Genomic DNA, 16,965 nt, shown 5'->3' with positions numbered 1-16,965 from the left:
GCGATGAACGCACCACGGTGCACCTGACTGAACGTTGTATGTGTTCTGCGAATTCGAGGATTTTGAAATGTCCACAATGATACGTCCGGCCTTGAGCCTGTTGGTCCTGATGACCCTGATCACCGGCGTCGCCTACCCGTTGGTGGTCACCGGAGTCGCCCAGGTCGCGTTCCCGGATCAAGCCAACGGCAGCCTGGTGCGCGATGCCGACGGCAAGGTCCGTGGCTCGTCGCTGATTGCCCAGGATTTCGTCGGTGACGCCTGGTTCCATCCACGCCCATCGGCCGGTGCGTTTGCCACGGTGTCGAGCAGCGCGAGTAACCTGTCGCCGAGCAACCCGGCGTTGGCAACACGGGTGATTGACGATGCCAACAAACTGCTGGTGCCGAGTCAGGGGCCTGTGCCGTTGGCCATGCTGACCACCTCCGGCAGTGGCCTCGATCCACACTTGCCACCGGCCGCGATTGCCTATCAACTGGCGCGTGTTGCCGCTGCGCGAAATCTGCCGGTGTCTACGCTTCAGCAGTTGCTGGACGCGCATATCGAGCAGCCACTCGTTGGCCCGCCGGTGGTGAATGTGCTGGCGTTGAATATCGCGCTGGAAAACCTGTAAGTCGGTGGTGCTGCCATTCGCGAGCAGGCCCCCTCCCACAGGGAAATGCATTCCAACTGTAGGAGCGAGCCTGCTCGCGAAGACGGCAGAACTGTCACCCCATTAACACCTGAATGAAAGAGATCCCCGAACATGAGTGACTCCGGCCGCGCCGACGCGTTGTTAGCAGACTTGCCCCGCGATGGCCGTGGCCGGCTCAAGGTGTTCCTCGGCGCCGCGCCCGGTGTCGGTAAAACCTACGCCATGCTGCAAGCCGCACATACCCAGCTGCGTCAGGGCGTCAAAGTCATTGCCGGCGTGGTCGAAACCCACGGCCGCGCCGAAACCGAAGCGCTGCTCGGTGGCTTGCCGCAACAGCCGTTGGTGCGCTCGGAATACCGGGGTGTGATGCTCGAAGAAATGGACCTCGACGGGCTGCTTGCGGCCAAGCCGAAACTGGTGCTGGTCGATGAACTGGCCCACAGCAACGCCCCCGGCAGCCGCCATACCAAACGCTGGCAAGACATCCAGGAATTGCTCGCCGCCGGCATCGATGTCTTCACCACGGTCAACGTCCAGCACCTCGAAAGTCTCAACGATCAAGTGCGCGGCATTACCGGTGTGCAGGTGCGTGAAACCCTGCCGGACTGGGTGCTGCAAGAAGCCTACGAACTGCTGCTGATCGACCTGCCTCCGCGCGAACTGCTTGAGCGTTTGCGCGACGGCAAGGTCTACGTGCCGGAGCAGGCGCGGGCAGCCATCGACGCGTTTTTCACCCAGACCAACCTGACCGCCCTGCGCGAAATGGCGATGCAAACCGCCGCCGCGCAGGTCGACAATGACCTGGCCCAAGGTTATCGCCAACTCGGTCAAGCGGCGCCAGCGGTACGCGGACGTCTGTTGGTGGGGGTCGATGGCGACGCCCAGGCTGAGCGCCTGGTGCGTCACGCCAGTCGCGTCGCCCAGCGTCGGCATTTGCCGTGGAGCCTGGTGCATGTCGACAATGGCAGCGTGCGTGACGAGCAATCGCGCCTGCGCCTGCAAAGTGCCCAGCAATTGGCCGAACGCCTCGGTGGCGAAGTGGTGTTGCTGCGCGCCGGCGAAGTCGCGAAGACGCTGATCCAGCACGCCGCCGAACGCCGCGCCAGTCTGGTGCTGGTCGGCCAATCCCGGCAACGTTTGCGTCGGCGTTTGTTCGGCGGCGGCTTGGCGTCACGCCTGCTGCGTGATGCACGCGGGCTGGAAATCAACGTCCTCGACAGCGATGACTTACCGCATCAACCGCACCAGCGTTCAGCACAGTCGTTGGTGTGGTTTGACTACGCGCTGGCGCTGGTGGCGACCGTTTTGGCCAGTGCGTTGGCCTGGGGCGTGGCGAGTGTTTTGCCGCTGCCCAATATCTCGCTGGTGTTTCTCGCTGCGGTGCTGCTGGTGGCGGTGCGCAGCAGCCTCGGCCCGGCGCTGGCCTGTGCGGCGCTGTCGTTTCTGACCTATGACTTTCTGTTCATTCCGCCGAATTTTTCCTTCGCCATCCAGCGTGAAGAAGACGTGCTGACCTTGTTGTTCTTTCTGTTGATGGCGGCGCTCACCGGTAACCTCGCGGCCCGGCAACGGCGACAATTGCAGGCACTGCGAGACACCCAGGAAGAAACCACTGAGCTGCTCGACTTGTCCCGCAAACTGACGGCGGCCACCGACCGTCAAGCCGTGGTCAGCGCCGCCGCCCAACACCTCAATGGCTGGAGTGACTTGCAACTGTGCCTGCTCAATCACGACAGGCAGGGTGGCTGGAAAGTCGAAACCGGTGGCCCGCTGGAGTTCTCCGAAGCCGAACGCGCGGCCGCCGATTGGGCCTGGCAACACGATCAGCCAGCGGGCGCGGGCACCGGCACGTTGCCCATGGGGCGTTGGTGGTGGTGGCCGTTATCGGTGGAAGACGGGCCGTTGGCCTTGATGGGCGTGTGCGCCAAAGAAGGCCAGGCGTTAAGCGGCCAGCGTCGGCGTTTGTTGACCGCGCTGAGCCAGCCGCTGGCCCAGGCGCTTGCGCGCGCGCAGCTGGCCGAAGACCTCGAAGCGGCGCGATTGCATGGCGAAACCGAGCAACTGCGCAGCGCACTGTTGGCGTCGGTGTCCCACGACCTGCGCACGCCGCTGACATCCATGCGCGGCAGCATCGACAGCCTGTTGGCCCTCGGTGAAGCCATTCCTCTGGAGGATCGCAAGGAGTTGCTCGAAGGCACGCGTGACGAAGCCGAGCGCCTGGATCGCTACATCCAGAACCTGCTGGACATGACCCGCCTCGGTCACGGCGCGCTGAAGCTGGCGCGTGATTGGGTGTCGCCGGCCGACATCGTCGGCAGTTCCCTCAATCGACTGCGCGCCGTGTTGGCGCCGTTGCAGGTCAGCACCGACGTACCGCCGGAGTTGCCGCTGCTGTTTGTCCACGCAGCGCTGATCGAACAGGCCCTGGTCAATGTGCTGGAAAACGCCGCGCGATTTTCACCCGCCCATGGGCGTCTGCAATTGCGCGCCGGGGCGGATGACCACGAGCTGTTTTTCTCGGTGAGCGATGAGGGGCCGGGGATACCAGAGGAGGAGCGGGCGAAGATTTTCGACATGTTCTACACCGCCGCACGCGGTGATCGGGGCGGGCAGGGCACCGGGCTGGGGCTGGCGATCTGTCAGGGCATGGTCGGTGCGCATGGCGGGCGGATCAGCGTCGCCGACGGCATCGAAGGACGCGGCACGTGCATCACGCTTCACTTGCCCTTGCAGGAGCAACCTGCCTTTGAAAGTGAGCGCTGAAGTGAAGCCTGATACCCTTTGGACATCCCCATGCCGCGATCAGAAACCATGAGCCAGACCGCGACCATTTTGGTCATTGACGACGAACCGCAAATCCGCAAATTCCTGCGCATCAGTCTGGTCTCCCAAGGCTACAAAGTGCTGGAGGCCGGCACCGGCACCGAAGGCCTGGCGCAAGCGGCGCTGAACAAGCCCGACTTGCTGGTGCTCGACCTCGGTTTACCCGACATGGATGGCCAGCAAGTGCTGCGCGAGTTTCGTGAATGGTCGACGGTGCCGGTGCTGGTGCTGTCAGTGCGCGCGGGTGAAGGGCAGAAAGTCGAGGCACTGGATGGCGGCGCCAATGACTACGTGACCAAACCCTTTGGCATCCAGGAGTTTCTGGCGCGGGTGCGCGCCTTGTTGCGCCAGGCGCCTGTCGGTGAAGCTCAGCAAGCGGCGTTGACGTTTGGGCCGTTGACCGTGGACCTGGCGTATCGGCGGGTGCTGCTTGAGGGGGTCGAAGTGGCGCTGACGCGCAAGGAGTACGCGGTGCTTGCGCAACTGGCGCGGCATCCGGGGCGAGTGATTACCCAGCAGCAATTACTCAAGGATATCTGGGGGCCGACCCATACCGAGGACAGTCATTACCTGCGGATTGTGGTGGGGCATTTGCGCCAGAAGCTGGCGGACGATCCGACTCAGCCGCGGTTTATCGTGACCGAGGCGGGGGTTGGGTATCGGTTGTTGAGTGAGGGGGGGCTTTAGGTTTGTGCCAGATTATCTGGCCCTCCGGTTCCCCCGAGAACTTCAGGCATCCCGCTCATTCTCATACCGATCCAGCGTATCCCGCGCAATCTCCCTACCCAGCGCGATCAACTCCGGCGCCTTGTAAAACTCGAAAAACCGGCAAACCCGCTTCGGCACGTTGATCAGGATATCCGGCGGGTACCCGGCAATTTTGTACTGCGCCAGCGACGTCTGCATGACCTCGAAACTCTGGTTGATCAGGTCAAGCAAAGAGGCCGGCCCGACGTTATCGATGATGAACGAACCGGTGGCCGATTTGGGTGCGCCTTCGCGCTCGGGAGCAGCTGCAGGCTGCTGCGCCTCGGGTTCGGCTGATTCGATCCAGGGGTTGATGTCAGCCGCTTCGGCCATCAGCGCTTCCTTTTCCAGCAGCAGCAATTGTTCGGCCTGTTTGCGTCGAAACGGCAGTTTCGAACCGAGTGAATTGATCAGGCTGTCGAAACGACTTTTGAACGCCGCCGGGCGCTGGATCACCGGCAGTTGATAGTGACGCTGGTTAGTGGAGTTGAGGTTGACCGCGATGATCAGGTCGCAATGGCTCGACACCACGGGCACGATCGGCAAAGGATTAAGAATGCCGCCATCGACCAGCATCCGGTTGCCCTGCATCACCGGGGTAAACAGGCTCGGAATTGCCGCCGAGGCGCGCATGGCCTGGTGCAGACAACCTTCCTGAAACCAGATTTCCTGCTGGTTGGTCAGGTCCGTGGCCACGGCCGTGTAGGGAATGCGCAGGTCCTCGATATTGATCTCGCCGACGATCTTGCGGATCTGCCCGAAGACCTTCTCACCGCGAATTGCGCCTAGCCGAAAGCTGACGTCCACCAGACGCAACACGTCGAGGTAATCCAGGCTTTCGATCCAGTTGCGATACTCGTCAAGTTTGCCGGCGGCATAAATCCCGCCGACCACCGCGCCCATGGAACAACCAGCAATGCAGGCGATGTCGTAACCGCGACGTTCGAGCTCTTCAATGACACCGATATGGGCATAACCTCGGGCTCCACCTGAGCCCAGTACCAGTGCGATACGCTTTTTCATGAATCGGCCTCGTCTGACAAGGTTCAACAATGCACCCATCAAGGTGCGTGCTTCAATCGCCAAGGTCGTTCGATGGGCCGGGTGCGTCGTTTTTTCGACACTCCATGGCGGCACTTGGCTATTCTTGCCCACGCTATTGCGAGTTTGCTGTGTGCGGCCAAGGCACTTTTCCCGCCCCGGGCCGTCTTACCTGCACGACTGTTGACCTATCTTGAGGTGGTATTGGATGAAAGCCTGGATTTGCGTACCTTTGATTGCGCTGGCGCTCGCCGGTTGTGCCGGCAAAACGGCTTACCGCGCAAGCTGCGGCAGCCAGATTGACGCCGCTTGGCATGAGCTAGACTTGGCCAAGGCCGAAGGTTTCGCCGGGACTGTCAGTTACTCCAAGGCCCTGTCGTTGCTGACCGGCGCCAAGACCCAGCAACAATTCGAAGCCTACGAAGGCTGCACCAGCAAGGCCGAGAAGGCGCGCTTTTATATTCGTGAGTCGCGTGCCGGTCGTTGAAACGGTGATATAGCGGACACTCGATTCAGGGAGTAAACGATGTCTGATTTGGTTGATCGGTTGGTGGCCCATGTCCTGGGCCTTGAAGTCCGTTTGTTGGCCTGTCAGGCACGTTTGAGTGCCCGCACTGACCCTGAAGCGTTGCATGACCTGCGCACCACGGTTCGCCGTTTGCGCAGTCTGTTGCGACCCTTGCGTGGTCTGCCCGGTGTCGAGCAGGTGGAAGCGGCGGCGTCCCGCGTCGGCGAGCTGACCACGCCGTTGCGCGATCGCGAAGTGCTGGCGGCGTATTTACTTGAGCACGGTCAACCCGAGGCCGCCCACCGGCGCATGGCGCTGATGGACGAGGCGTATCCGGCGGTGGCGGTCAGTCCAGAGCTGGCGCAGTTGTTGATGATCTTCGATGCCTTTCCGCGTTTTCTACGCGCGTCCCAGCGTCAGGGGTTACTCAAGGGCTTGCGCAAGCGCATTGAAAAACGCCTGGGCAAACAGTGGAAGAAACTCGACGCTGCGCTGCACGACCCGGCCCACGACCGTCATCGCTTGCGGCTCTTGATCAAGCGTGTGCGCTATGGCATCGAGGCCTATCCCGAGCTGGACCGATTGCCGAAGGCAGCCTTGCCCCGATTGAAAGCGGCGCAGGGGGCTTTGGGTGATTGGCACGACAGTTGGCAATGGCTGGCCAGGGCGCAAGAGGAGGCCGATTTGCAGCCTTGTGTCGCTGCCTGGAAAACCACCATGGCTGACGCTGAAGCGCGCGCCGACCGTGTTCTCGACAAACTCAGCTCACGCTGCTTCAAATCCTGAAAACACCACAAATAGAAATGTGGGAGCGGGTTTGGAATCTCGGGTGCGGCTTTTCTGTCAGTACTTTTGGCCGGAACAGGCGCTGTATCCACATCGCTGGCTGGTTAAGATCCTCTCTTCTTTTTCCATTCTCCGAGGTCTTCATGCGCTTTTGCGATCTGCTCGACGCCGTCCGCCGGCAACCGCTGGAGCTGTCTATTCCGGCCGGATGGGCGCAGGGTCGGGCCAGTTTTGGTGGTCTGGTGGCGGCGTTGCAATTCGAGGCCATGCGCGCAAAAGTCCCGGCAGACCGGTTGGTGCGTTCGCTGGCGATCACCTTTGTCGGACCGGTCGAGCCTGAGGTGCCGGTCAGCTTTGAAGTCGAGGTGTTGCGCGAGGGCAAAGCCGTCAGCCAGGTGCTGGGCCGGGCAATGCAGAAGGGGCAAGTGGTGACGTTGATTCAGGGCAGCTTTGGTGCCTCACGGCCTTCCGAAGTGGCGATTACGGCTGAACCTGCTCCGCAAATGAAGCACTGGGATGAATGTCAGGAGTTGCCCTTTATCCCCGGCGTGATTCCGGAGTTCATGCGCCATCTGGCAATGCGCTGGGCTGTCGGTGGCATGCCGTTTACCGGCAACACTTCCCGTCAAATGGGCGGTTGGGTACGTTTGCGTGGGGATGTGAAGGAAGAGGCCGTCTCCGAGTCGCATATCCTCGCGCTGGTGGACGCCTGGCCCCCGTCCTTGTTGCCGCACCTGAAAAAAACCGCGATGGGCAGCACCCTGACCTGGACCATCGAGTTCGTCCAGCCGTTGCTGGAATTGAGCACGCTGGAGTGGTGCAAATACCTGGTCGAAACCGAGCACGCCGCAGACGGTTATGGTCATGCGGCTGCGAAACTGTGGAGCGCGGATGGCCGGTTGATTGCCATGAGCCGGCAGACGGTAACGATTTTCGCCTGATCAGTGCCGACGGTGGCGTTCACGCCATGCACGCCACCAGCCGCCGCTGAGGAAAAACCGCGGGAAGGTCAGGAACTGTTCGACCAACAAGCGTGATACCGCGTCTTTGCGATCACTGAACGGCTCGGAGGCTTGCGCCTCCAGGCTGTGACCGTGACGTTGCAGCCCCAGCGCGGCGAGCAGGCCGATCACACCGATGGCGATGTTCAACAGGCTCAGGCTGAACACCCCGGAAACAATCAGCAAAAACGCGACGATGAACAGCGGCACGGCGATCAGGTGCAACACCAGGTTGGTCGGGTGCTGGTGATTGTTCGGGTACGCGCGCCATTGCCAGGCGGGTAGGTTAGGGTGACGTTTGCCCATGTTGAAACTCCTCAATCCGTGTTGACCGTATGATTGAAGAATAGGTGGGAGAAGGACGGTCGGCGAATCGAGGTTGGCTATGGGGGTGATAGGCCGGGATGGTTGGCCGGGCTGACGCCTTCGCGAGCAGGCTCACGCCCACATTTAATCGCATTCCCTTTTAGGAACTCGGTCAACTGTGGGAGCGAGTCCGCTCGCGAAGGGGCCCTCAGAGCTTGAGCTGCCCAATGGCCTTGCTCAACTCCCCAGCCAACGCCGCCAGCTCATGACTGGTGGTCGCAGAATCAATGGTCTGCTGCACAGTGTTCACGGTCACATCGCGAATACTCACCACCGCCCGATTCATCTCCTCCGCCACCTGGCTTTGCTGCTCGGCCGCCACCGCAATCTGCGTATTGCTTTCACGCATCTGCGCCACGGCGCCGGTGATTTCGGCCAGCGCGGCGCCAGCTTCTTGAGCCTGTTTCACGCAGTCGTCGGCCTTGAAGGAGCTTTCTTGCATGAAGTCCACCGCGTCCCGGGTCCCGGCCTGCAAGGCAGAGACCATCAGGGTGATCTCGTCGGTGGAAGTCTGCACACTCTTGGCCAGGTTACGCACCTCATCGGCCACCACTGCAAAGCCCCGTCCCATTTCACCGGCGCGCGCCGCTTCGATGGCCGCATTCAGGGCCAGCAAATTGGTCTGCTCGGCAATGCTGTGAATCACACTAACCACGCCGTTGATCTTCTGACTGTCCTCGGCCAAACGCTGAATCATCTCCGCTGTCTGCTGCACACCGCAGGACAACCCGGTAATCGACTTTTGCACGCGACTCACCACTTGCTGCCCACTGCTTGCCAATGCGTCCGCCGTTTGCGAGAGGTCGCGGGTGGCACCGGCGTGCTGGGCGATGTGATAGACGGTGGCGGTCATTTCATTGATCGCCGTGGCGGCCTGATCGGTTTCGCTTTGCTGGCCGAGCATGCCGTGGCGCACTTCGTTCATGCTCGAAGCCAGGCGCGCGGCACCGACGTCCAGTTGCCGAGCCGTGCTGGCGACGGTGTTGACCACCCGCTGGTAACCGGCCTGCATCGCGTTGAAGGCGTTGGCCATCTGCCCGACTTCATCCTTGCAGGCCAGTGGCACGCGGGCAGACAGGTCGCCAGTTTTTTCGACGTGAAGCATCACGTCTTTCAAGGTGTTGAGCTGGCTCAGCAGGAAGCGGATCAACAGTTGCGAAGCGCCGAGCATGGCCAGCATCAGGATAAATACAGCCACCGCGTACCGGGCAAAACGCTCGCTGAAGACTTGGCTCATGCTCGAGCCAAAAGCGATCACCGCGATTTGCTGGCCATCGGCACGGGTGAACACCTCCGCACCCATCAACGGGTTGTCGCCGAACAGCGGCAGTGGGTTGATCTCGACCCAGCCGTGGCTGTCGGTCAGTTGCAGGAGTGGCTGACCATTCAACAATGGCGCCTGTCCGCGCCCGAAGGTCAGCAGGTTGTCGGCGTTGGGCAGCGGTTGCCCGGCGGGCCAGGCACTGAGCAATCGCGCCTGCGCCTGAGCGGACGCCTGCGCGGTGAGATTGCGAGCCTGTTGTTCGAGCTGCACGGCGTACAGCACCAGCAACAGAGTGGTAAAGAAGGCGACCGCGTTGACCGCCCAGAATTTGTATTTCAGCGAAATATTGCTAAGCCAGGCACCCATGGAGGTCTACTCTGATAGCGGAAACAGCATTGGCAAGGTGCCAGCATTGTGCCGCTATCGAGGAATACGAATTTGATATGGATCAATGTGGGAGCGAGCTTGCTCGCTTCCACAGGGATTCAGACTGCCCGGGGGATTGTGGGCAAGCCGAAAAACGCTCTGGCGCAGGCAGTGGTGTGATCAGCCAGATCCTCTACCGTTTCCCCACGATGCAACGCCACTTCCCGCAGTACCTCAGTCAAATACGCTGGCTCGTTGCGACCGTTTTTCGGCTTCGGCCGCAAGCTGCGTGGCAACAGATACGGCGCATCGCTTTCCAGCATCAAGCGCCCGCGTTTGATCTCTTTCACCAGCGGATGCAGGTGCGTGCCCCGGCGCTCGTCGCAGATCCAGCCGGTGATGCCGATGTGCAAATCCAGATCGAGGTAGCTGAACAGGGCTTTCTTTTCGCCGGTGAAGCAATGCACCACGGCGGCTGGCAATTGGTCACGGTAATCACGCAGGATGTCCAACAGGCGCTGACTGGCATCGCGCTCATGCAGAAACACCGGTAACTGCAACTCGACCGCCATCGCCAGGTGCTCTTCGAGGACTTTTTCCTGCTGCGGGCGTGGCGAGAAATCGCGATTGAAATCCAGCCCGCATTCGCCCACGGCCACCCCGTTCGGTTCCTTGAGCAAGCTGCACAAACGCTGGGCGCTGTCGGCGTTCCAGTCGCTGGCCGCATGCGGGTGAAGGCCCGCGGTGGCGAACAGTCGTTGCGCGGTTTCGTCCAGTTGCTGGCACAGTTCCAATGCCTGTTCGCTGCCCTCGACACTGGTGCCGGTCAGGACCAATTGGCAAACACCTGCGGCGTACGCGCGGTCGAGTACGGCCTGGTGTTTGTCGGCAAAACTGGGGTTGGTCAGGTTGACGCCGATATCGATGAGTTGCATGGTGCTACCTCGGACCATAGGCCGGAAAGCATATCAGAGCTGTAGATTTATAAGAAAAGCCAAGAACTACAACGAGTTAAAGCTGTCTCTTGATGCCGCGAGACAGGCCGGGGTGGTCAAGGTGCCATCACTGTGCCAGTCTTTCGCACTTTGCCAGCGCTCATGGCGCTCTGTTTCTGACGTTCGATTTCATGCTTTTTTCGGAAATCGGCCCAGTATTCTTTCCGGAGAGTGGATGATACGTCCCTCGATTTTGCTACTGCTGTGCTGTTCGTTGCTGCTGCCGATGCCGGCGGTCGCGCGTCTGGCCGGGCCGCTGCAAGCCGTGCCGGCGACCAAGGTGCGCGACCTCGCAGAGATTCGCAGCAGCCGCGTGTTGCGGGTACTGGTCAACCAGAGCCGCAACAGCTCCGGCGAAGTCCAGGGCCAGGCCATCGGCGTCGAATACCACCGCTTGCGCGCCTTCGAGCAATACCTCAACGGCCACGCCCGCGACGGTCAGGAAGTCAGTCTCAAGATCATCCCCAAAGCCAAGGATCAGCTGCTCGGCGCCTTGCAGCGCGGAGAAGGGGATCTGGTCGCGCCTGGGGAGTTGCTTGATTTGCAGCCTGGCCACGCGGTCAGCAGCAGCGAACCGATTGCCAGCGACATCCCGTTGGTGCTGGTGGGGATCAAGGGCGAGCGGCGCTACACCAAGGTCGAACAACTCTCGGGCAAGACCTTGGCGTTGCCCACCGGCAGCGCGGCCGGCGATGCCGTGAGCCAGATCAATTCAAAACTCGCACTGCACAAATTGGCACCGATAACGATCGAGTGGGTCGATCCCAGTCTGGCCGTCGAAGATGTACTGGAAATGGTTCAAGGCGGGATCTTTCACCTGACCATCGTCGAGCAACCGATTGCCGAACGCTGGGGCAAGATCCTGCCAAAATTGCGTTTCGATAAGCAGGTGCTGATCAGTGAGCCGGGTGAAGAGTTCTGGTTTGTGCGCCGCGATGCCTCGATGCTGCGGGCGAGCATTGATCGTTTTCTGACGACGTACAAGAAGTCGTCGGACCAGGACGTAGCGTTTCTGCGGATCTATCGGCGGCTGTACCAAGTGCACTATCCATTGGCCAAGGCCGACCGTCAGCGCCTGGAAAAACTGCGCCCGGTGCTGCAAAAGCACGCCGATGCCCAAGGCATGGACTGGTTGAATTTGGCGGCGCTGGCGTTCAAGGAGTCGGCCCTGCAACCCAACGCCCGCAGCGGTGGCGGCCCCACCGGGCTGATGCAAATCACCCCGTCTGCTGCCCAGCGGGTGGGGGTCAACAACATTCAGGAGCTCGACGCCAACGTGCAGGCCGGGGCCAAGTACCTGGCCATGATCCGCCGCAAATTCTTCGCCAGCCCCAAGCTCAACGAACGTGAACGCATGGCGTTCGTGCTGGCGGCTTACAACATTGGCCCGGAGCGGGTGCAGGGTATGCGCGCCGAAGCCCGGCGGCGTGGCCTGAATCCCAATCAGTGGTTCTTCCAGGTCGAGCGCATCGCCATGGAGCAGGTGGGGATGGGCCCCGTCAGCTATGTTAATAGCGTGAACAAGTATTACTTGGCGTTCGATCGTGAGAGGGAGTCATTGGAGCCGCAGGGACAAAAAATGGTCTCTCGTAAATAATCGACTAAACTGATTGTTATGTCGCAATTATTGCGCTTTTTACATTCGTTTAATCGATTAATATGGCGCCCAACGAACACTCACTCACAATGGATGACACAGCATGAGCTCACTGATCAACAAGGTACTGTTTACCCGCGCCGGTTTCGGACTGACCGCGATACGGATTGTCGTCGGGATCATCTTCGCAGCTCATGGCGCGCAGAAGCTCTTCGGTATGTTTGGTGGCTACGGCATTGCCGGCACCGCGCAGTACATGGAAAGCCTGGGCCTGGCACCGGGTCACCTGATGGCGATTCTGGCCGGCGGTACCGAGTTCTTCGGTGGTCTGGCGTTGATCATCGGTCTGCTGACACGTCCTGCTGCACTGGGCCTGACTTTCCTCTCGCTGGTCGCTATTTTCTCGGTGCACATCCATAACGGTCTGTTCATGGCCAACAACGGTTATGAATTCGCCCTGGCCTTGCTCGGTGGCAGCATTGCGGTATTGATCGAAGGTGCCGGCAAGCTGTCGCTGGACCGCGCCATCACCGACTGACCGCTCTGGCTCAACGAAAAGGCTCGCATTGCGCGAGCCTTTTTTGTTGCGCGTCATTCTTGACACTGTCCGGTCAGCTTCTCTAGGATGTTGCCTATGCGCCGATTTAAACAGCTACTTGCGGGGCGCCAGGTAACTCATCCAGTTACCGATAGAAGCTTGAAACAGGCTTCGAAATACCGCTAAAGCGCTGGTTCGGTGTTGCCTCTCACCTGCCATGCAGAATTTTGAGGCAGAGACACGACTTGATGAACGCACCTAGTCCCGTAACACTTAGCCCCGTAGTACGTCCCGCGCCGATCACGGCACATCTGACCCAGCGTAATCCTAAAATCCTTCTTGGCGGTAAACATCAGCCGACGCTCCTGCGTTACCTCGATGGCTGGCCACGTCGTACCGGTGGGCCTGCAGCCTTCCTGATCCAGTTTGTCGAAGACGGCGAATCGCTGGCTCGATTTGCCAGCGACAGCTTTGACCTGGCGGTGATTCAATCGCCCAGCCTCGAAGATGCGCCGGAAGTGATCAGGCAGCTGACCCGCGTTGCCCGACAAGGCCTGATTACCCGTCGCTGAGGTTCAAGGGTAGTCGATTGCCACGATATACACGCATTGCTCGCCGGTCGGTGTCTGGACCCGAACTTCGGCGTCCAGCGCCTTGCCGATCAGCGCACGGGCGAGGGGTGAGTCGATGCTGATCAGTCCGAGTTTCAGGTCTAGCTCATCCGGTCCGACGATACGGTAGCGCGACGCTTTACCGTCCTCGTCTTCGATCGTGACCCAGGCGCCGAAATAGACCTTGTTCGGGTCGCTGGGTCTTTCGCTGACCACCTTCAGCGCTTCCAGCCGTTTGGTGAGAAAGCGCACGCGGCTGTCGATTTCACGCAGCATTTTTTTGCCGTAGGTGTATTCCGCGTTCTCGGAACGATCACCCTGTGCCGCAGCCTCGCTCACCGACTGCGTCACTTGCGGTCGCCGTACATGCCAAAGCTCATGAAACTCAGCCCGCATCCGCGCTTCACCTTCGGGGGTGATCAGCGCGGTGCCTGCGGGGCGGGGGGGACGATAACGGCTCATGGCAACTTCTTGTAATGGGCAAGGTTTGAGTCTATCAACCCTCGCGCAACACTGTCAGGGGGCTGGCGTTCAGCGCGCGGCGGGTACCGAACACACCGGCGCCACCAATCAGCACCGCACCGATCACCGGCAGCACCAACAGCCATGGATGCGGATGCCACGGCAGGTCGAAGGCGTAGCGGTAAAGCACCAGGCTCACCAGTTCCGAGCCCAGTGCCGCCAATAAACCGCTGACCGCGCCGAGCAAACCGAACTCGATCCGCCGCGCCTTGACCAACAACTGCCGTTCGGCCCCCAGCGCGCGCAACAGGGCGCCTTGGCGAATGCGTTCATCGAGCGTCGCTTGGAGGCCGGAAAACAACACCGCCATCCCCGCCGCCAGTACAAACAACAGCACATATTCCACCGCCAGCGTGACCTGGGCGAGGATGCTGCGCAGCTGTTCCAGCAGGGCTTCGACTTGCAGAATGGTCACCGCCGGGAAGCTGCGCGAGAGGTCGACAATCTGCTGATCGTGACCGGCCGCCAGATAGAAACTGGTCAGGTAAGTCGCCGGCAAATCTTTCAAGGTGCCGGGCTGGAAGATCATGAAGAAATTCGGTTGGAAGTTGTCCCAATTGATCTCTCGCAAGCTGGTGACCTTCGCCTCCCGATTGACCCCGCCCACTGTAAACACCAAGTGATCGCCGAGTTTGAGCTTCAGGCTTTCGGCCACTTTGCCTTCAACTGACACACCGGGAACCTCGTCGGGTGTCTGCTCGGTCCACCAGTTGCCCGCCGTGAGTTTGTTGCCCGCCGGCAAGTCCGCCGCCCAGGTCAGGCTCAAGTCGCGCTGGATCGCTCGATCACCCGCCGAATCCTTGCTGACGATGTCCTGCACCGGCTCGCCATTGATGCTGATCAGTCGACCCGGCACCACCGGGTAGAGCGGCGCGGACTGCGCCGACAGTTGAATCAGACGATCCGTAAAGGCCTGTTTGTCCGCCGGCAGAATGTTCAGCGCAAAATAATTCGGCGCGTTTTTCGGCAATTGGTTTTGCCAGGTGTCCAGCAATTCGCCTCTCAGCAATGCGATCAACGCCATGGACAGCAGAATCAGGCCGAAGGCCAGGGCTTGTCCCGCAGCGGCCAATGGATGACGCAGCAGCTGGCCCAGACCGAGGCGCCAGGGGAGCGAAGCGCGGGCCAGCAGCCGGCGCAGGCTTTTGAGTAGCAGCAAAAGCAAGCCACCGAGTACCAGTGCGGCGATCACGCCGCCGCCGAGCAGGGCGAAGGTCAACACCAGATCAAGGCTCAGGCGCCACATGATCAGGCCGAGGGCGCCCAACGCGGCGCCATAGACCATCCAGGTGCTGGATGGAATCGGCAGCATGTCCCGGCGCAGTACTCGCAATGGCGGCACGCGACCGAGCGCGGCCAACGGTGGCAGGGCGAATCCGGCCAGTGCCACCAGCCCCGTGCCGATCCCGGCGATGGCCGGCAGCAGGCCACCCGGCGGTACATCGGTCGGTAACAAATCATGCAGCAACGCGAACAGCCCAAGCTGTGCCAGCCAGCCGAGGAGGGCACCACTGGCGCTGGCGAGCAACCCGAGTACTGTCAGCTGCAAACTGAACAGCACCATGGTTTCCCGGCGTGACAGGCCCAGGCAGCGCAGCAGTGCACTGGCATCGAAGCGGCGCGTGGCAAAGCGTGTGGCCGACAGCGCTACCGCCACACCGGACAACAGGACCGCCACCAGACTTGCCATGTTGAGGTAGCGCTCGGCCTTGCCCAGTGCGCCGCCAATTTGTCGATTGCCGTCGCGGGCATCCTGCAGGCGCTGGTTGGCCGCCAGACCTGGTTTGATCAGCTGACGATAGGTTTCCAGCGCCTCGGCGTTGCCGCGCCAGAGTTCGCGGTAACTGACCCGGCTTCCGGGTTGCACCACACCGGTGGCGGCCAGGTCGCTGAGGTTGATCAGCACACGGGGCGTGAGGCTATAGAAATTACCGGCCCGGTCGGGTTCGTAGGTCAGGACACGTGCCAGTTTCAGGGTTTTCATGCCAACGTCGATGCTGTCGCCGATCTTCAGATCCAGCGCCGTCAGCAGTCGTGCCTCGACCCAGGCCTCACCGGGCTTCGGTCCGCCGCCGGCTTCTTCCGGTGCGAAGGGCGCCGGGGCACTTTTCAGTTCGCCGCGCAGTGGATAGACCGCGTCAGCCGCTTTAATGCTGGACAGTTGAATACCGTTATCGGTGGCGATGACGCTGGAGAACTCCACCACCTGAGCGTGTTCAAGCCCCAGCTCCGTGCCGCTTTTAATCTGTTCGGGCCGTGCCGGTGAGCTGCCTTCGAGCAACAGGTCGGCGCCTAGAAATTCGGTGGCGCGCAACATCATGGCGCCGTTCAGGCGGGCGCCGAAGTAGCCAATGGCGGTACTCGCCGCCACAGCCACCAGCAAAGCGAAGAACAGCACGCGCAATTCGCCGGCGCGTGCATCGCGCAGCAGTTGGCGGATGGCAAGACTGAACAGGCGCAACAGCGGCAGGCGTGCCATCAAGGCTCCAGTGGGGCGACCAGCAGGCCGGCTTCAAGGCGGATCAGGCGCCGGCAACGATGTGCCAGGCGTTCGTCGTGGGTCACCAGTACCAGCGTCGTGCCGCGTTCCTGGTTGAGTTCGAACAACAAGTCGCTAATGCGCTCACCGGTATGGCTGTCGAGGTTGCCGGTGGGTTCATCGGCGAACAGCACGTCGGGTTCGGCGGCAAACGCCCGGGCAATCGCCACCCGTTGCTGTTCGCCCCCCGAGAGCTGGCGTGGTGAATGGGTCAGGCGCTGGCCCAGGCCGACACGTTGCAGTAACTCGGTGGCACGCTCGCGAGCGTCTTTACGGCCATCGAGCTCCAGCGGCAACATGACATTTTCCAACGCGTTTAGACTGTCGAGCAACTGAAAGGACTGGAACACAAAACCGACATGCTCGGCCCGAATGCGCGCGCGTTGATCTTCATCGAGGGTGCTCAGCCCTTGCCCGGCCAGGGTGACTTCGCCGCTGCTGGGCAGGTCGAGCCCGGCGAGCAGGCCGAGGAGGGTGGATTTGCCGGAACCGGAGGCGCCGACGATGGCCAGGCTGTCGCCCTTGTTCAGTTCCAGGCTGAGTTCGTGCAGGATAGTCAGTTCACCTTCCGCGCTGGGAACCACTTTGCTGAGGTTCTTCGCGGTGAGAATGCTTGCGCCCATGGAG

At 61.2% G+C, this 16,965-nt stretch carries 16 protein-coding genes; 9 read left to right on the top strand and 7 right to left on the bottom strand.

All coding sequences use genetic code 11. The features are described from left to right. Positions 1–67 precede the first annotated feature (67 nt). The 3 genes from kdpC to NL116_RS21815 all read left to right on the top strand — a co-directional run bounded on the left by kdpC (position 68) and on the right by NL116_RS21815 (position 4,144). Positions 68–613, top strand: coding sequence for a potassium-transporting ATPase subunit KdpC (gene kdpC / locus NL116_RS21825; protein ID WP_494373988.1), 546 nt, complete (start codon positions 68–70; stop codon positions 611–613). Between the two features lie 132 nt (positions 614–745). Next, on the top strand, positions 746–3,397 hold the full coding sequence (locus NL116_RS21820; RefSeq protein WP_494373987.1) for a DUF4118 domain-containing protein: 2,652 nt from the start codon (positions 746–748) through the stop codon (positions 3,395–3,397). Between the two features lie 48 nt (positions 3,398–3,445). After that, positions 3,446–4,144, top strand: a complete 699-nt coding sequence (locus NL116_RS21815) for a response regulator (RefSeq protein WP_494378112.1) — start codon at positions 3,446–3,448, stop codon at positions 4,142–4,144. 42 nt (positions 4,145–4,186) lie between these two features. Here NL116_RS21815 and NL116_RS21810 read toward each other — a convergent pair whose 3' ends face one another. Beyond that, positions 4,187–5,227 carry a patatin-like phospholipase family protein gene (locus tag NL116_RS21810; protein ID WP_494373986.1) on the bottom strand — a complete coding sequence of 347 codons (1,041 nt, stop codon included), beginning with the start codon at positions 5,225–5,227 and terminating at the stop codon, positions 4,187–4,189. A gap of 226 nt (positions 5,228–5,453) precedes the next feature. Between NL116_RS21810 and NL116_RS21805 the strand changes: the two genes are divergently transcribed. The 3 genes from NL116_RS21805 to NL116_RS21795 all read left to right on the top strand — a co-directional run bounded on the left by NL116_RS21805 (position 5,454) and on the right by NL116_RS21795 (position 7,480). Beyond that, on the top strand, positions 5,454–5,732 hold the full coding sequence (locus NL116_RS21805; protein WP_494373985.1) for a hypothetical protein: 279 nt from the start codon (positions 5,454–5,456) through the stop codon (positions 5,730–5,732). Positions 5,733–5,771: 39 nt separating this feature from the next. Beyond that, the gene (locus NL116_RS21800) at positions 5,772–6,539 is read left to right on the top strand and encodes a CHAD domain-containing protein (protein ID WP_494373984.1); all 768 of its coding nucleotides are present in this window, start codon (positions 5,772–5,774) and stop codon (positions 6,537–6,539) included. A 143-nt stretch (positions 6,540–6,682) separates the two neighbouring features. Then, positions 6,683–7,480, top strand: coding sequence for an acyl-CoA thioesterase (locus tag NL116_RS21795; protein WP_494373983.1), 798 nt, complete (start codon positions 6,683–6,685; stop codon positions 7,478–7,480). On the opposite strand, the gene NL116_RS21790 is transcribed toward NL116_RS21795, so the two are convergent. The 3 genes from NL116_RS21790 to NL116_RS21780 all read right to left on the bottom strand — a co-directional run bounded on the left by NL116_RS21790 (position 7,481) and on the right by NL116_RS21780 (position 10,471). Next, a complete protein-coding gene (locus NL116_RS21790; RefSeq protein WP_027925694.1) occupies positions 7,481–7,846 on the bottom strand; it encodes an Mpo1-like protein in 366 nt (121 codons plus the stop codon). It lies immediately after the preceding gene. Positions 7,847–8,054: 208 nt separating this feature from the next. Continuing rightward, positions 8,055–9,536 carry a methyl-accepting chemotaxis protein gene (locus tag NL116_RS21785; protein WP_494373982.1) on the bottom strand — a complete coding sequence of 494 codons (1,482 nt, stop codon included), beginning with the start codon at positions 9,534–9,536 and terminating at the stop codon, positions 8,055–8,057. A gap of 119 nt (positions 9,537–9,655) precedes the next feature. Beyond that, on the bottom strand, positions 9,656–10,471 hold the full coding sequence (locus NL116_RS21780) for a TatD family hydrolase (RefSeq protein ID WP_494373981.1): 816 nt from the start codon (positions 10,469–10,471) through the stop codon (positions 9,656–9,658). Positions 10,472–10,706: 235 nt separating this feature from the next. Between NL116_RS21780 and NL116_RS21775 the strand changes: the two genes are divergently transcribed. From NL116_RS21775 to NL116_RS21765, 3 genes are all read left to right on the top strand, one after another. Next, on the top strand, positions 10,707–12,128 hold the full coding sequence (locus NL116_RS21775; RefSeq protein WP_494373980.1) for an MltF family protein: 1,422 nt from the start codon (positions 10,707–10,709) through the stop codon (positions 12,126–12,128). A 103-nt stretch (positions 12,129–12,231) separates the two neighbouring features. Then, positions 12,232–12,666 (top strand): DoxX family protein, encoded by a 435-nt coding sequence (locus NL116_RS21770; protein WP_027925698.1) that lies wholly within the window; start codon positions 12,232–12,234, stop codon positions 12,664–12,666. A 248-nt stretch (positions 12,667–12,914) separates the two neighbouring features. Beyond that, entirely contained in the window at positions 12,915–13,238 is a 324-nt protein-coding gene (locus tag NL116_RS21765; protein WP_494373979.1) for a class I SAM-dependent methyltransferase, read from the top strand. 3 nt (positions 13,239–13,241) lie between these two features. Here NL116_RS21765 and greB read toward each other — a convergent pair whose 3' ends face one another. Genes greB through NL116_RS21750 form a run of 3 tightly spaced genes read right to left on the bottom strand, consistent with a single transcriptional unit; the run spans position 13,242 to position 16,961 of the window. Continuing rightward, positions 13,242–13,739: a transcription elongation factor GreB gene (gene greB, locus NL116_RS21760; RefSeq protein ID WP_494373978.1), complete on the bottom strand. Its 498-nt coding sequence runs from the start codon at positions 13,737–13,739 to the stop codon at positions 13,242–13,244. A 34-nt stretch (positions 13,740–13,773) separates the two neighbouring features. Further along, on the bottom strand, positions 13,774–16,278 hold the full coding sequence (locus NL116_RS21755; protein ID WP_494373977.1) for an ABC transporter permease: 2,505 nt from the start codon (positions 16,276–16,278) through the stop codon (positions 13,774–13,776). Next, a complete protein-coding gene (locus NL116_RS21750) occupies positions 16,278–16,961 on the bottom strand; it encodes an ABC transporter ATP-binding protein (protein WP_007943616.1) in 684 nt (227 codons plus the stop codon). The genes NL116_RS21755 and NL116_RS21750 overlap by 1 nt, the downstream gene beginning before the upstream one ends. Between the last annotated feature and the right edge of the window lie 4 nt (positions 16,962–16,965).

The organism is Pseudomonas sp. FBCC-B1667, assembly GCF_059133255.1.
The sequence above is the reverse complement of the archived record's forward strand: the minus strand, read 5'-3'. Positions and strand labels throughout refer to the sequence as shown.

Bases quoted from the DNA above. Each gene is read 5' to 3' on its own strand.
- kdpC (WP_494373988.1), top strand. From the start codon at position 68: ATGTCCACAATGATACGTCCGGCCTTGAGCCTGTTGGTCCTGATGACC.
- NL116_RS21820 (WP_494373987.1), top strand. From the start codon at position 746: ATGAGTGACTCCGGCCGCGCCGACGCGTTGTTAGCAGACTTGCCCCGC.
- NL116_RS21815 (WP_494378112.1), top strand. From the start codon at position 3,446: ATGAGCCAGACCGCGACCATTTTGGTCATTGACGACGAACCGCAAATC.
- NL116_RS21810 (WP_494373986.1), bottom strand. From the start codon at position 5,227: ATGAAAAAGCGTATCGCACTGGTACTGGGCTCAGGTGGAGCCCGAGGT.
- NL116_RS21805 (WP_494373985.1), top strand. From the start codon at position 5,454: ATGAAAGCCTGGATTTGCGTACCTTTGATTGCGCTGGCGCTCGCCGGT.
- NL116_RS21800 (WP_494373984.1), top strand. From the start codon at position 5,772: ATGTCTGATTTGGTTGATCGGTTGGTGGCCCATGTCCTGGGCCTTGAA.
- NL116_RS21795 (WP_494373983.1), top strand. From the start codon at position 6,683: ATGCGCTTTTGCGATCTGCTCGACGCCGTCCGCCGGCAACCGCTGGAG.
- NL116_RS21790 (WP_027925694.1), bottom strand. From the start codon at position 7,846: ATGGGCAAACGTCACCCTAACCTACCCGCCTGGCAATGGCGCGCGTAC.
- NL116_RS21785 (WP_494373982.1), bottom strand. From the start codon at position 9,536: ATGGGTGCCTGGCTTAGCAATATTTCGCTGAAATACAAATTCTGGGCG.
- NL116_RS21780 (WP_494373981.1), bottom strand. From the start codon at position 10,471: ATGCAACTCATCGATATCGGCGTCAACCTGACCAACCCCAGTTTTGCC.
- NL116_RS21775 (WP_494373980.1), top strand. From the start codon at position 10,707: ATGATACGTCCCTCGATTTTGCTACTGCTGTGCTGTTCGTTGCTGCTG.
- NL116_RS21770 (WP_027925698.1), top strand. From the start codon at position 12,232: ATGAGCTCACTGATCAACAAGGTACTGTTTACCCGCGCCGGTTTCGGA.
- NL116_RS21765 (WP_494373979.1), top strand. From the start codon at position 12,915: ATGAACGCACCTAGTCCCGTAACACTTAGCCCCGTAGTACGTCCCGCG.
- greB (WP_494373978.1), bottom strand. From the start codon at position 13,739: ATGAGCCGTTATCGTCCCCCCCGCCCCGCAGGCACCGCGCTGATCACC.
- NL116_RS21755 (WP_494373977.1), bottom strand. From the start codon at position 16,278: ATGGCACGCCTGCCGCTGTTGCGCCTGTTCAGTCTTGCCATCCGCCAA.
- NL116_RS21750 (WP_007943616.1), bottom strand. From the start codon at position 16,961: ATGGGCGCAAGCATTCTCACCGCGAAGAACCTCAGCAAAGTGGTTCCC.